Origin of the sequence: Verminephrobacter aporrectodeae subsp. tuberculatae At4, from assembly GCF_000193225.1 — a bacterium.
Lineage (GTDB): Bacteria > Pseudomonadota > Gammaproteobacteria > Burkholderiales > Burkholderiaceae_C > Acidovorax > Acidovorax aporrectodeae.
The window spans coordinates 1-13,079 of record NZ_AFAL01000389.1; the positions used below are offsets into that span (position 1 = coordinate 1).

General features: G+C 66.5%; 11 protein-coding genes. 2 read left to right on the plus strand and 9 right to left on the minus strand.

Translation table 11 applies throughout. From position 1 onward, the window contains the following. Window positions 1-235: 235 nt before the first annotated feature. The 3 genes from VTU_RS0110265 to VTU_RS0110275 all read right to left on the minus strand — a co-directional run bounded on the left by VTU_RS0110265 (window position 236) and on the right by VTU_RS0110275 (window position 4,595). Complete coding sequence (locus tag VTU_RS0110265; RefSeq protein WP_010103874.1) at window positions 236-1,234, minus strand: Bug family tripartite tricarboxylate transporter substrate binding protein; 999 nt, start codon at window positions 1,232-1,234, stop codon at window positions 236-238. A gap of 89 nt (window positions 1,235-1,323) precedes the next feature. Beyond that, the gene (locus VTU_RS0110270) at window positions 1,324-3,669 is read right to left on the minus strand and encodes an arginine/lysine/ornithine decarboxylase (RefSeq protein ID WP_010103875.1); all 2,346 of its coding nucleotides are present in this window, start codon (window positions 3,667-3,669) and stop codon (window positions 1,324-1,326) included. Window positions 3,670-3,827: 158 nt separating this feature from the next. After that, entirely contained in the window at window positions 3,828-4,595 is a 768-nt protein-coding gene (locus VTU_RS0110275; protein ID WP_010103876.1) for a tyrosine-protein phosphatase, read from the minus strand. Window positions 4,596-4,798: 203 nt separating this feature from the next. Between VTU_RS0110275 and VTU_RS0110280 the strand changes: the two genes are divergently transcribed. Further along, window positions 4,799-6,334 carry a Wzy polymerase domain-containing protein gene (locus tag VTU_RS0110280; RefSeq protein ID WP_040892659.1) on the plus strand — a complete coding sequence of 512 codons (1,536 nt, stop codon included), beginning with the start codon at window positions 4,799-4,801 and terminating at the stop codon, window positions 6,332-6,334. On the opposite strand, the gene VTU_RS0110285 is transcribed toward VTU_RS0110280, so the two are convergent. The 5 genes from VTU_RS0110285 to VTU_RS0110310 are packed head-to-tail and all read right to left on the minus strand — an operon-like array spanning window position 6,328 to window position 11,761. Further along, on the minus strand, window positions 6,328-7,248 hold the full coding sequence (locus VTU_RS0110285; RefSeq protein WP_010103878.1) for a 2-hydroxyacid dehydrogenase: 921 nt from the start codon (window positions 7,246-7,248) through the stop codon (window positions 6,328-6,330). The genes VTU_RS0110280 and VTU_RS0110285 overlap by 7 nt on opposite strands. Before the next feature lie 22 nt (window positions 7,249-7,270). After that, window positions 7,271-8,545 carry a type II toxin-antitoxin system HipA family toxin gene (locus VTU_RS31375; protein WP_010103879.1) on the minus strand — a complete coding sequence of 425 codons (1,275 nt, stop codon included), beginning with the start codon at window positions 8,543-8,545 and terminating at the stop codon, window positions 7,271-7,273. Between the two features lies 1 nt (window position 8,546). After that, on the minus strand, window positions 8,547-8,837 hold the full coding sequence (locus VTU_RS0110300; protein WP_010103880.1) for a helix-turn-helix domain-containing protein: 291 nt from the start codon (window positions 8,835-8,837) through the stop codon (window positions 8,547-8,549). A 49-nt stretch (window positions 8,838-8,886) separates the two neighbouring features. Further along, complete coding sequence (locus VTU_RS0110305; protein ID WP_010103881.1) at window positions 8,887-10,923, minus strand: acetyl-CoA carboxylase biotin carboxylase subunit; 2,037 nt, start codon at window positions 10,921-10,923, stop codon at window positions 8,887-8,889. A gap of 49 nt (window positions 10,924-10,972) precedes the next feature. Beyond that, entirely contained in the window at window positions 10,973-11,761 is a 789-nt protein-coding gene (locus VTU_RS0110310; protein WP_010103883.1) for an enoyl-CoA hydratase/isomerase family protein, read from the minus strand. A 106-nt stretch (window positions 11,762-11,867) separates the two neighbouring features. On the opposite strand from VTU_RS0110310, the gene VTU_RS0110315 reads away from it, so the two are divergent. After that, complete coding sequence (locus VTU_RS0110315; RefSeq protein ID WP_010103885.1) at window positions 11,868-12,608, plus strand: alpha/beta fold hydrolase; 741 nt, start codon at window positions 11,868-11,870, stop codon at window positions 12,606-12,608. A 38-nt stretch (window positions 12,609-12,646) separates the two neighbouring features. On the opposite strand, the gene VTU_RS31380 is transcribed toward VTU_RS0110315, so the two are convergent. Further along, window positions 12,647-13,079: type IV pilin protein (locus VTU_RS31380; RefSeq protein ID WP_010103886.1), on the minus strand; the 433-nt coding region annotated here is incomplete at its 5' end.

Below are 13,079 nucleotides of genomic sequence, written 5' to 3' on the forward strand. Positions count from 1 at the left end.
GGACGATCACGGCCAGCGCGGTCCCCGGGGGCGGCTGCACGGTGCGGCTGGAGTGGCCCGCCGCTGCGGCCACGGAATCCTGCGCCTGAGCCGCGGGCCGATCTGTTGCACCGGTTGCTCAAGACGCCGCGCCGGCCGGCATCCGGACCGCAACGACGGCCCTTGGCTGAAAACGCGATCTACCGCTCTCTTGCCCGGCACGTCATCCAAGGACTTTGCGCCATGGGCAGACGACTTAGTCCGGCCTGACCTTGGCGCGCAGCAGCACCTTCTTCCAGCGCGCCTGCTCGACCGCGATGAACTGCGCAAACTGTGCGGGCGTGCCGCCGATGGCCTCTGCGGCGTCGCCCTGCAGGCGCTCGAGCGCGGCGGGTGCCTTGACGGCCTTCATGGTTTCTGCGGCCAACCGGTCGAGCTGCGCCGGGGGCTGGCTGGCGGGGACCAGCATGCCGTACCACTGGGTCATTTCAAAGCCGGGAAAGCCTTGCTCGGCCACGCTCGCCACGTTGGGCAACTGCGCCAGGCGCTGCGCGGCGCCGCTGGCGATGCAGCGCAGCTTGCCCGAGCGGATGAAGGGCAGCATCGCTGCCGCGCCCACGGCCGCTGCGTCGAGGCGGCCCGCGAGCAGGTCGGTGAGCATCGGGCCGGTGCCACGGTACGGCACGTGCAGCATGAACAGCCCGGCGCTCATCTTCAGATATTCAAACGCCAGGTGCCCCGCGCTGCCGTTGCCTGCCGAGCCGTAGCTGAGCCGGCCCGGGTTTTTGCGCACGTGCGCGACGAATTCGCGCAAATCGTTCACCGGCAGATCGGGGTGCACCACGTACAGGCTGGGCACCTTGGCCAGCAGGCTCACGGGCTTGAAGTCCTTGTTCGCGTCGTAGGGCAGCTTGTCGAAGATGAAGGGGTTCACCGCCAGCGTACCGATATGGCCCAGGATCAGCGTGTGCTGATCGTCGGCGCGCGCCACTTCGGCCATTGCGATGTTGCCGGCAGCGCCCGGCTTGTTGTCCACGAAAACGCTCTGGCCCAGGGTCTTGCCCAACTCGACGGCGGTGGAGCGGGCAACGATTTCGGAGCTTCCACCCGGCGCAAAGGGAACGACGAAGCGCAGCGCCTTGGCGGGCCACGCGGCCTGCGCCGATGCGGCAGGCAGCAGGCCGCCGAGCGCCAGCGCGCTGCCGGCGCCGAGCCAATGGCGGCGGCCGGGGTGGCCGAGGTGGTTTGCAGGCATGGGGTGCTTTCCGCCGGAGCGTGCATCCGGCATGCAGGTGGAGGGGGCGCAATGCTATCAGCAGCGCTGGCGCTGGCAAGGCGGGCGGCTCAGACCCTGCGCCTGCGCCGGGGGCTGCCGCCCGGTGGCTCGGGGCTGCCGTAGGCCCCGTCGGGGATGAGCACACAGTCGGCGCAGTAGCGCAGTTGGCCGCTCTCGTCCTCCACCTCGACCAGGCCGTGGATGTCGGTCTCGAAGCCGGGGCAGAGTTGCGCGAACTCGCGCGCGAAGCACAGGTAATCGACGATCTTGCGGTTGAACACCTCGCCCGGGATCAGCAGCGGGATGCCCGGCGGGTACGGCGTGACCAGACCCACGGTGATGCGGCCCTCGAGATGGTCGATCTCCACGCGCTCGGTCTGGCGGTGCGCGATGTGCGCGTAGGCGTCCGAGGGCTTCATCGCGGGCGTGAGGTCCGACAGATACATCTCGGTCGTCAGGCGCGCAATGTCGTACTTGGCGTACATCTGGTGCACGTGCTGGCACAGGTCCTTCAGTCCCATGCGCTCGTAGCGTTTGTGCTGCTGGCAGAACTCGGGGAGGATGCGCCACATCGGCTGGTTCTTCTCGTAGTCGTCCTTGAACTGCTGCAGCGCGCTCAGCAGTGTGTTCCAGCGGCCCTTGGTGATGCCGATGGTGAACATGATGAAGAAGCTGTACAGGCCGGTCTTCTCCACCACCACGCCGTGCTCTGCAAGGTACTTGGTGACGATGGACGCGGGGATCCCGCTGCGGTCGAACCGGCCGTCCAGACTCAGCCCCGGGGTGACGATGGTGGACTTGATCGGGTCGAGCATGTTGAAGCCGTCGGCCAGCTGGCCAAAGCCGTGCCACTTGCTGGCGCTCCTGCTGCGGCTCGTGGCGTCGCTGCGGATGATCCAGTCTTGCGCGGAGCCTATGCCCTCTTCGACCAGCTTCTCGGGCCCCCAGACCTTGAACCACCAGTCCTTCTTGCCAAACTCGGCTTCGACTTGGCGCATGGCGCGGCGGAAGTCGAGCGCCTCCAGAATGCTCTCCTCCACCAGCGCAGTGCCGCCGGGCGGCTCCATCATCGCCGCGGCCACGTCGCAGCTGGCGATGATGCTGTACTGCGGGCTGGTGCTGGTGTGCATCAGGTAGGCTTCGTTGAACAGGTGCCGGTCGAGCTTGACGAGCTGCGAGTCCTGCACCAGCACATGGCTGGCCTGGCTGATTCCGGCGAGCAGCTTGTGGATCGACTGCGTGGCGTAGGTCACCGAATGCCGGGGCCGCAAGCGCTTCTTGCCCATGGCGTGGTAGCTGCCGTAGAACGGATGGAAGGCCGCGTGCGGCAGCCAGGCTTCGTCGAAATGCAGGTTCTCCACGTAGCCGTCGAGCATGCGCTTGATGGTCTCGGTGTTGTACAGGACGCCGTCGTAGGTGGACTGCGTGAGCGTCAGCACGCGCGGCCGGACCTGGCTCGCGTCCACGCCCTGCAGCAGCGGGTTGGCCGCTATCTTGGCCAAAATCGTTGCCGGCTCGAACTCGCTTTGCGGGATCGGGCCGATGATGCCAAAGTGGTTGCGCGTGGGCTTGAGGAACACCGGCACCGCGCCGGTCATGATGATGCTGTGCAGGACCGACTTGTGGCAATTGCGGTCCACCACCACCACGTCGCCGGGCGCCACGGTGTGGTGCCAGACCATCTTGTTCGAGGTGGACGAGCCGTTGGTCACGAAGAAGCAGTGGTCGGCGTTGAAGATGCGCGCGGCGTTGCGCTCGCTCTCGCCGATGGCGCCGGTGTGGTCGAGCAGTTGCCCGAGTTCTTCCACGGCGTTGCAGACGTCGGCGCGCAGCATGTTTTCGCCGTAGAACTGGTGGTACATCTGGCCCACGGGGCTCTTCAGGAACGCCACCCCGCCCGAATGCCCGGGGCAGTGCCAGCTGTACGAGCCGTCTTCCGCGTAGTCGAGCAGCGCCTTGAAGAACGGCGGCTGCACGCTTTCCAGATAGCTCCTGGCCTCGCGCACGATGTGCCGCGCGACGAATTCGGGCGTGTCCTCGAACATGTGGATGAAGCCGTGCAGCTCGCGCAGGATGTCGTTCGGCAGGTGGCGGCTGGTCTTGGTCTCGCCGTGCACGTAGATGGGCACTTCGGCGTTCTTGCGCCGCACTTCACCGATGAAGCTGCGCAGGCTCAGCACGATCGGATCGAGCCCTTCGCCCTGCGTGAACTCCTCGTCGTCTATGGACAGGATGAACGCGCTGGCGCGGCTCTGCTGCTGCGCGAACTGCGACAGGTCGCCATAGCTGGTGACCCCGAGCACCTCGAAGCCCTCGGCCTCCATGGCCTGCGCCAGCGCGCGAATGCCCAGGCCGGAGCTGTTTTCGGAACGGTAGTCCTCATCGATGATGACGATGGGAAAGCGAAACTTCATGCACAGCCTCCGTGCGGGCATGCCCTGCCCGGCGAAAAAACGAAACAGGGCTGAAGTGTAGGGAGCCCGGGCTTGGCCGGCCTTTGAACTGCCACCGCTGCGTCCCGGATTGTGGTGCTTTGGAGACGGTCAACCGCGGTGCGCCGCCACCCTGGCGATCATGGCGCCCGCAGATAGCGTCCGGCGAGCTCTCTTTGCGCGGCCGAATCGACCCCCAGCGCATCCGCCAGATACGCCGCAACGCCGCCAAAGTCCTGGTCCACGCGGTGCAGCGCGGCGTTCAGGAACTCCTCCTGCACGCGCCAGAGAACGGCCAGCACTTCCTCGGAGGTGTGGCTGCCAACGCCCTTGGGGCGGCGGTAGAGCGCGTTGGTGAGCAGGTAGTCCTGCATCACCAGGTCGCGCGCAACGCCCAGGGCCAGCAGGATGAGGGCGGCGGCAAAGCCGGTGCGGTCCTTGCCTGCGGTGCAGTGGAACACCAGGGGCGTCTGGCGCTCGTCGAGCAGCAGGCGAAACAGCGCGGCAAAGCGCGGGGCGCTGTCGTGCACGAAGCCGCGGTAGGTTTCCTGCATCAGGCCCACGGCGTCTTGCGCGCTGAGCTGCCGGCCGCTGCGTTGCAGTTCGAGCGCGCGCTGCACCACGGTGGGTTCGATGGCCAGCGGGTGGTACGCGACCCCGGGGAATGCGTAGGCAGACGCGGCGCTCTCAGCCTGGCCGCGAAAGTCCACCGCGCGGGCCACGCCCAGCGTGGCGAGCAGGGCCCGGTCTTGCGCGGTGAGGTCTGCCAGGTGGTCTGAACGGAACAGGCAGCGCCATTTCACCACCCGCCCGCCATGGCCCGGGTAGCCGCCAAGATCGCGAAAGTTGCTGGCGCCGGCGAAGGGAAGGGTGCGGGTGTTTTTTGCAGATTCTTCATCAATTCGCATGCGACTTTCTGTCCCGCTGCCTGCGGCACAGCCCGGTTTTTCAAAGCGATTGGCCTTGTGCTGAAGGACCACACATTGTATGAGCAGCCGCTTGCGCAAACGCCCCCGGCCCGCGCCCAATGTCTACTCCGTTGTCACCGTGGCGTCTATGATCCGCGGTGCCCGCACCCGCTTTTTTCCGCTCCGACATGCTTTCCTCCGCCATGCGCACGCCGCTGAGATTGCTGGCGCTGGCATGGCCCTTTCTGTTTTGCTTTACCCGGCCGCCGAGCACCAATTTCTGGCCGCTGCTCGCCGCCTGGGGCTGCGCCGCGGTGCTGCTGGTCCTGGCGGACGCGCGCGGGCGGGCGGCGTCCGGCACAGCGCCGTGGTGCGTCGTTTCTGCCAGGGAGTTGGCTGCCGGGCTGCTGTGCGCCGCGCTCGCGGCGAGCGCCATCGGGCTGCTGCAGTACTTTCTGGGAGACCCGGAAATTGCCGGGGTGCAGCCGTCGAGTCCCGGGCAGGCCATCGGCAATCTGCGCCAGCGCAATCAGCAGGCCTCGCTGATCAGCCTGGGCGCACTCGCCGTGCTGTGGCTCTTCGAACAGGCGCCAAGCACCGGCGCTGCGCCAGGAAAACCGCGCACACAGTGGCTGCCCGCCGGGCTCAGCGCTGCCGCGCTGGCGCTGCTGGCCGCCGCCAGCGCCGCCACCGCGTCGCGCACCGGGGCGCTGCAATGGCTGCTCGTGGTGGCCATGGCGGCGCTCTGGCCGGTCGCAGGGGAGCGCAGGTCCCGGGACCTGGCGCTCGCGGCGCTGGTATTCCATGGCCTGGCCGCGTGGGCCCTGCCGGTTGTCCTGCAGGCCTGGACCGGGGTCGTCGCAGAGGATCTGTTCACGCGCTTCGCCGCCGGGTCCGCCGATTGCAACAGCCGCGCCGTGCTCTGGAGCAACGTGCTGCACCTGATCGCACAAAAACCCTGGACCGGATGGGGCTGGGGCGAACTGGACTACGCGCACTACGTCACCCTGTTCCCGGGGGAGCGCTTCTGCGCGCTGCTGGACAATGCCCACAACCTGCCCCTGCATCTGGCCGTGGAACTGGGGCTGCCCGCCGCCGCGCTGTTTTGCGCGGCGCTGCTCGTCTGGCTGCTGCGCAGCAAACCCTGGAGCGAGCGCGACCCCGGCCGGCAACTGGCCTGGGGCGTCCTGGCGCTCGTCGGCTTGCACAGCCTGCTGGAATTTCCCCTGTGGTATGGGCCCTTCCAACTGGTCACATGGCTGGCCCTGATGCTGCTGTGCCGCTGGCCGCTGCCGCGCGGGGCCGCTGCTTCGGTCCTGCGGCTGGGCGCCCCCCTGGCGACGGGGGCCGCAGTGGCGCTGGGCGCGTACGCCGGGTGGGACTTCTACCGCGTCAGCCAGCTCTACATGCCCCTGGACGAGCGCGCGCCCTCCTTGCGCAACGACACCGTGCGCAAGGTCGGCGCGACGCCGTTTTTCACGGACCAAGTCGATTTTGCGCTGCTGCCGAACGTCCGGCTCACGCAGGACAACGCGGGGCAGGTGTTTGCAGTCGCCAACAAGCTGCTGCACTTCTCCCCCGAGCCCCGCGTGATCGAACCGCTGATCGAAAGTGCCATCTTGCTCGGGCGAGATGACGACGCGGCCTTTCACATGCAGCGCTACCGGGCGGCCTACCCGGCAGACTACGCGCGCTGGCTGGAGGTTCGCGAGCGCACGGCGCCGCTTCGGGCTCAGTAGCCCTGCGCCGGGTCCAGCATCCCGGCCACGGACTCGCCCCGCTGAAGTGCCGCGATCTTGCGCGCAATCTGGGCAATGCTTTCCTCGCGCAGCGTGCGCGCCGCGATATGCGGCGTGGCGGTGATCGCGGGATGGGTTCGGAACGCATGGTCGGCGGGCAGCGGCTCGGTGCGGAACACGTCGAGCGTGGCGCCGGCGACGTGGCCGCTGTCGATCAGCGCCAGCAGATCCTCGTCGACCAGGTGCGCGCCGCGCGCGGCGTTGATCACGTAGGCGCCGGGCAGCAGCCGCGAGAGCGTCCCGCGGTGCAGGATTGCCTGCGTGGCGGGAGTCAGCGGCAGCAGGTTCACCAGCACGCGGCTGCACGCCAGAAAGGCGTCGAGGGCCCCGGCCCCGCTGAAACTGCGCACGCCGGCCAGGGCCTTGGGCGAGAGGCTCCAGCCGTTGACCGGAAACTCGAAATGCGCCAGGGCCTGGGCCACGCGCGCGCCCAGCACCCCCAGGCCCATGACGCCGACCGGGAAATCGCTGCGCTGGCGCGGCCCGTGGCAGTCCCAGCGCCCGGCCCGCGTATCGGCCGCGCAGGCATCGAGCGCGCGGAAATGGCGGATCACCGCATGGCACACGTACTCGGCCATCTGCACGGCCATTCCCGCATCGTCCAAGCGCACCACGCGCGCGGCGCGCGGCAGACGCAACGGGAGCAGGGCGTCCACCCCCGCGCCGATGTTGAACAGGACCTCGAGGCCCGGCTGCTCGTCCATGAAGCGCTGGGGCGGCTCCCAAACCACGGCGTAGTCGGCCTGCGGCGCGCCGGGTTGCCACAGGCTGACGTCGGCGCCGGGCAGTGCAGCGGCCAAGCCTTGCAGCCAGGGCCCGGACTCGGTGTTGGCGCAGCAAAAGGTGATTTTCATGGGATTCCAGCCTGCCATTCATCTAGGGAGAAACACGATCTTGTCCTGAATCGCCGTCAGAACCCGGTTGCACGCCAAATATACCTTGCATCAGCGCTATCTCCGCACCACCAATGCCAAAACGACGCGCCACCTGAGGCCACTTTTTCACCCCGTCAACGACTTCGCCGATGATCTCTTCTGCGCGCGCCGGTTTCAACCCATACCATTCAGCGGTAAGCAACACCGTATCCAGGCTCGGCCGGTTATCACCATCGTCAACGGCAAGAACATGCTCGCTCTTGTCCGGGTTCGGATTGACGTCAAATGCTGGTGCAAGTGCCCAACCACCGGGCCGAAGAAGGAATCCGTGGTTCCGAAGATGATCGTCCCTGTTTGCCACTGCAACGTTGAATGCCACGCGCCGGAACAGTTGCCCAAGCCCTTCCTCGATCAGATGCGCAGCGCCATGCGTTTGCAGAAAATGGGCCATCTCCAAATAGCTGGAGCCTTCGCTTTGCTCCTTTCTGAGCAGCGTCATCGCGGATGAATAGAAGACCCGCTGGTTTGCATTCCGATCAAACCGCTTTACACAGAATGCATGGTGATCGCCGCCGAGCCGGACAGTCTTTGCTTGCGGGACATGAATACCCACGTCCTGCGCCAACGAATGCACGACACCTTCCCATGCACCGACGTCGAGGCTGTCGTCCCGCGCAGGAAACTTTGCGATCCATAACGAACCATCCAGTTCCCGGAAATTCGCCTTTGGCCGCGCGCCTCCAAGCGAGGAACCGGGAGCTACCAGCACGGACAACCATTGCCGCAGCGCATTCAAGTCATCAATCCGCTTATTTGCAAGCTCATATGCGACGGCCTGCAACGCACGAAGGCTGGTGACAGGAGGTGCTGCCAATGGGTGCACGGACGCAAAAGTGTTCTCCCCCTCGCGCCGAAATCTCAAAGCGCCTTGCCGTGTTTCATCTTGAACGCCAACCAGATAGTCCCATGCGTACAAATTGCGCACGGGCCTTTTGGCATCCCTCGCTTCCAGCATTTCACGGCGTTTCATCAACGTCTGCCCCCAGCGGTCCGGTGAGGAATCAAGAAATATGCCGAAGCTACCCGTCTCCGGTTTCGGAAAGAATGGCGCCGCATCCAGCGTCAGGTCCGGATCGAGAGCAAAGCAAACCGGATTTTTCAGCCAGGCATTGGCGTAGGAGAACCAGACCTGCCCACGATCATGGAATAGTGTTCCCACACGTTGCGGCGCTGCCACGAGATCAGCATCCAGCCACACTTCCATCTTGTCCGGCATATTATTTCCCCTTGGCTCGCTTGCGTGCCGGAACCCCCAAATCCTGCAATCTGCGCCCAAGGCGATCATCGGCCGCGAGGGCGTCCATGTCGCCCTCCAAATTGAGAACGACCAAGATCCTCAGATAGACGCCAAGAGAAACCGCTGGCGAACCCTGCTCTGCCCGGCCAAGCGTCATTCTGGAGATACCAACCCTTTCGGCAACCAACTCCGCCGTATAGCCCCGGCGCAACCGGGCAAGGCGGAGACGCTCGCCGAAATCGGCAAGCAGCTTCTTCTCGGCGGGGAACATGGGCAGTGGCTTGCTTGGCATAACACCACACATTTTGGACGATTTTGGTTTATTTGTCCATAATGTGTGGCGTTATTCTGGGCTCTGCGCTCAGCCTGAGCAACTCCGCCCCTTCGCTGACCTGATCGCCAGGTGCGTAGAGCAGTTCCTGCACCACGCCGTCCAGGGGGGCGACGATCAAGTGCTCCATCTTCATGGCCTCCAGCACCGCCAGCGGCTGGCCCTGGCGCACCTTGTCGCCGGCCCTTACGGCGAACGACAGCAGCTTGCCCGGCATCGGGGCCGTGAGGCGCCCGGCGGGCGCCTCCACTTCGCCCGCGTGGGCCAGCAGGTCGATGGCCACGATCCGCGTGGCGCCCAGCGGGGTGAATACATGCTCGACCTCGCCCTGCGTGTATACGGCGGCGTGCGTGCGCAGGCCGGCAAATTGCAAATCGATGCCCTGCGCCGCCGGGCCAAAGACCAGCGGCCCGGCCTGCTGCGCCGCGCCCTCGCCCACGGTCAGATGCCAGTTGGCGCCGCGCCCATAGGTCAGCCAGGCTGTCGCGCGCGCGTCGCCGAACGCAAACTCGAAGCGGCGCCGCAGCAGGCCGTGGCTGCAGAAACCATCGCGGCGGCTGAACGGGTCCGCGCCTTCGCTCGCCCGCTCGCGCAGCAGGGTCTGCGCCACGGCGGCGGCTGCGGCCAAGGGCAGGCCCAGGTCCTCGCGCTGGAACAGCGCCGCCTGCTCGCGCGCGATCAGGGTCGTATCGAGGCGGGCGCTGGCAAACGAGTCGCTGCGGGCCAAGCGGCGCAGAAACTGCACGTTGCTGTCCAGGCCCACGATGTGCGTGCGGGCCAGCGCCTCGTCGAGCCGCGCCAGCGCCTGCGCACGGGTGGCGCCGTGCACGATGAGCTTGGCCAGCAGGGGGTCGTAGAACGGGCTGATCGCATCGCCCTGGCGCACGCCGGAATCGACGCGCACCGCACCGTGCTCGAAGGCCGTGCACTCGGGCAGGCCGCAGACCTCGAGCGTGCCCGTGGCGGGCAAGAAATCCTTTTCCGGGTTTTCCGCACAGATGCGCGCCTCGATCGCATGGCCGTTGATCCGGAGTTGCTCCTGCGTCAAAGGCAGCGGCTCGCCGCAGGCCACGCGCAGCTGCCATTCCACGAGGTCCTGCCCGGTAATGGCTTCGGTCACGGGATGCTCCACCTGCAGGCGGGTGTTCATCTCCATGAAGAAGAAGTCCAGCGTGCCGTCCGCGCGTTGCTCGGCGATGAACTCCACCGTGCCGGCGCCCACATAGTTCACCGCGCGGGCAGCGGCCACGGCGGCCTGCCCCATCCGGGCGCGCAGTTCCGGCGCCATGCCGGGCGCAGGGGCCTCTTCGAGCAGTTTCTGGTAGCGGCGCTGCACCGAGCAGTCGCGCTCGAACAGATGCACGCAGTTGCCGTGGCTGTCGCCAAACACCTGGATCTCGATGTGGCGCGGGCGCTGCAGGTACTTCTCGATGAGCACGGCGTCGTCGCCAAAGCTGTTGCGGGCTTCGCGCCGGCAGGCGTCGAGCGCCGCGGCGAAGTCCTGGGCCCTGTCCACCGTGCGCATTCCCTTGCCACCGCCGCCCGCGCTGGCCTTGATGAGCACGGGGTAGCCGATGCGGTCGGCCTCGGCCTGGAGCAGCGCCGGGTCCTGGTCGGCGCCGTGGTAGCCGGGAACCAGCGGCACGCCGGCCTTTTCCATGCGCTGCTTGGAGCCGGCCTTGAACCCCATGTCCCGGATCGCCGAAGGGGGCGGACCGATGAAGACCAGCCCCGCATCGGCGCAGGCCTGGGCGAAGCCTGCGTTCTCGCTCAGAAAGCCGTAGCCGGGGTGGATGGCTTGCGCGCCCGTGGCCTGCGCGGCTTCGATGATGCGCTGCGCGCGCAGATAGCTTTCGCCGGGGGCGCTGCCGCCAATGTGCAGCGCCTCGTCGCAGGCTGCCACGTGCCGGGCGTGCGCGTCGGCGTCGGAATACACCGCGACCGTCTTCACCCCCATGCGGCGCGCAGTGGCCGCCACGCGGCAGGCAATTTCACCGCGGTTTGCAATCAGTATCTTCTGGAACATGCCATGCCTTCTGCCGGAGCGCGTTCATGGGCGACGGGCAGGACAGGCATCAGGTCCGCAGCCAGGCAGGCTGGCGCTTGTTCAGAAAGGACTGCACGCCCTCCCGGCCCTCGCCGCTGGCCCGGATATCGGCAATGCCCTGCACCGTGGTCGCTATCAGGCGGGCGTCGATCTCGCGCCCGCAGACGTCGCGCAGCAGCTTCTTGCAAGCGCGCACGGCGTCGGGGCCGGTGCCGCGCAGCGCCGCGAGCAGTTCGTCGACCTTGGCGTCGAGCGCCTCGGCGCGCACCACCTCGTGCACGAAGCCGATGCGCAGGGCCTCGGCCGCGCCAAAGCGCTCGGCCGTGAGAAAGTAGCGCTGCGCCGCCCGCGCGCCCATGGCGCGCACCACGTAGGGGCTGATGGTCGCGGGGATGAGCCCGAGCTTCACCTCGCTCAGGCAAAAGCCCGCCGTATCCACCGCCACCGCCATGTCGCACGCGGCCACCAGCCCCATTCCGCCGGCGTACACGTCGCCCTGCACGCGGGCGATCGTCGGCTTGGGGCATTCGTGCATCACGCGCAGCATCTCGGCGAGCTTGGCGGCGTCCTGCAGATTCTCCTCGCGCGTGTAGTCGGCCATGCGGCGCATCCAGTTCAGATCGGCGCCGGCGCAGAACGCGGGGCCCTGCGCGGCCAGCACCACGGCGCGCACGTCGGCGCGCGCCCCGGCCTCGGCAAAGGCCGCAGTGAGCGCGGCGATGGCTTCCTCGCTGAATGCATTGCGGACTTCCGGCCGCGCGAGCGTGATGCGCAGCACGGCGTTTTCATGGCTGATTTGCAGGTGTTTGCTGCTCATGCTGGGGTCCGGCCATGCGGCCTGGATGTCAAAGGTCCGGCATTATGCTGCCCACCCGCTCAGTCCTGCGCCGACCCCGGCCAAGGCCTGATGAGAAAGGAACACGATGCATCGCGATATCCCCCTGGTGATGGTGCACGGCCTGTTCGGACCGCTGCACTGCTTCAACTTGACGGCCCGCATGCCGGAGATCACGGTGCTGACCCCGGATCTGCTCGGCTATGGCAGCCGGGAACCGCAGGCGCAACTGAGCCTGGCGGCGCAGGCCGACGAAGTGGTGCGCATTGTGCGCGCCCTGGGACCGAAGCCCTGCCATTTGCTCGGCCACAGCGTGGGCTGGGCGGTGGTGGTGCTCGCAGCGGCACGCGCCCCCGATTTGGTGAAGAGCATCGTCAGCGCAGAAGGCAACTTCACGCTGGACGACGCCTTCATGTGCCGCCGCATCGCCCCGCTCGGCGCAGACGAATGGGCCAACGAACTGCAACGCATCCAGAGCGATCCAGCGGCTTGGCTATCCCGGAGCGGCATCGCCGCCACCGCCGAGCGGCTGCAAATGGCGCATTGCATCCTGCACAACCAGCCAGCCGCTACGCTGCAGGCCATGGCACGCGCGGTGGTAGAGGAAACCGCCGAACCTGGCTACCTGCAAACCGTGCGCCAACTCATGGCGCGCGGTATTGCCGTCCATCTTCTGGCCGGCAGCCGATCCGCAGCGAGCTGGAACGTGCCCGCGTGGGTTCGGCAAGGCGCGCGCAGCGACACGGCGCTGCCCGGCTGCGGCCACATGATGATGCTGGAGGAGCCGGATATGTTTTGTCATTCCCTGCTGCGCTCATGCTTTGCTTGATGAGTTGGGCCGTGGGCCAGGCAGTGCCCCAACCATCGTCACTTCCAGCAAGCCTCCATGGCAGCCGATTTGTCGGCAAATCCGGAGTAATTCTTCAGATCTTTTCTCCCCAAATGATCGATGGAAAAATCTCCGCAACGATCATTGGCCATCACGGAGCCCGCTATCCGATCAGCCTTTACAGAATATGTGTCACGCTTAATGGAACTCTTATCCAGGGAAATTGCGTAAACCGGGCTACCCTGGCCAGGAACTGGAGAGACACTGAAACGGGATGGAAACTGTGTTAGATCAGTTACAGCCACGCCGGCACTGTTTTCATCGTAGCGAAAGTTCTCCGTATAAAACCGCTCCATCCATTGCTGGGCACTGATCAGAATGGTCTTGGCTTCCGCACGTCTGGACTTGGCAATATACTCCCTGTATGAGGGATAGGCGACGGCGGCCAATATGGCGATGATCGCCGTGACG

Coding starts and splice junctions, on each gene's coding strand:
- VTU_RS0110280 (WP_040892659.1), top strand. CDS start 4,799: ATGCGCACGCCGCTGAGATTGCTGGCGCTGGCATGGCCCTTTCTGTTT.
- VTU_RS0110305 (WP_010103881.1), bottom strand. CDS start 10,923: ATGTTCCAGAAGATACTGATTGCAAACCGCGGTGAAATTGCCTGCCGC.
- VTU_RS0110265 (WP_010103874.1), bottom strand. CDS start 1,234: ATGCCTGCAAACCACCTCGGCCACCCCGGCCGCCGCCATTGGCTCGGC.
- VTU_RS0110275 (WP_010103876.1), bottom strand. CDS start 4,595: ATGCGAATTGATGAAGAATCTGCAAAAAACACCCGCACCCTTCCCTTC.
- VTU_RS0110285 (WP_010103878.1), bottom strand. CDS start 7,248: ATGAAAATCACCTTTTGCTGCGCCAACACCGAGTCCGGGCCCTGGCTG.
- VTU_RS0110300 (WP_010103880.1), bottom strand. CDS start 8,837: ATGTTCCCCGCCGAGAAGAAGCTGCTTGCCGATTTCGGCGAGCGTCTC.
- VTU_RS0110270 (WP_010103875.1), bottom strand. CDS start 3,669: ATGAAGTTTCGCTTTCCCATCGTCATCATCGATGAGGACTACCGTTCC.
- VTU_RS0110310 (WP_010103883.1), bottom strand. CDS start 11,761: ATGAGCAGCAAACACCTGCAAATCAGCCATGAAAACGCCGTGCTGCGC.
- VTU_RS0110315 (WP_010103885.1), top strand. CDS start 11,868: ATGCATCGCGATATCCCCCTGGTGATGGTGCACGGCCTGTTCGGACCG.
- VTU_RS31375 (WP_010103879.1), bottom strand. CDS start 8,545: ATGCCGGACAAGATGGAAGTGTGGCTGGATGCTGATCTCGTGGCAGCG.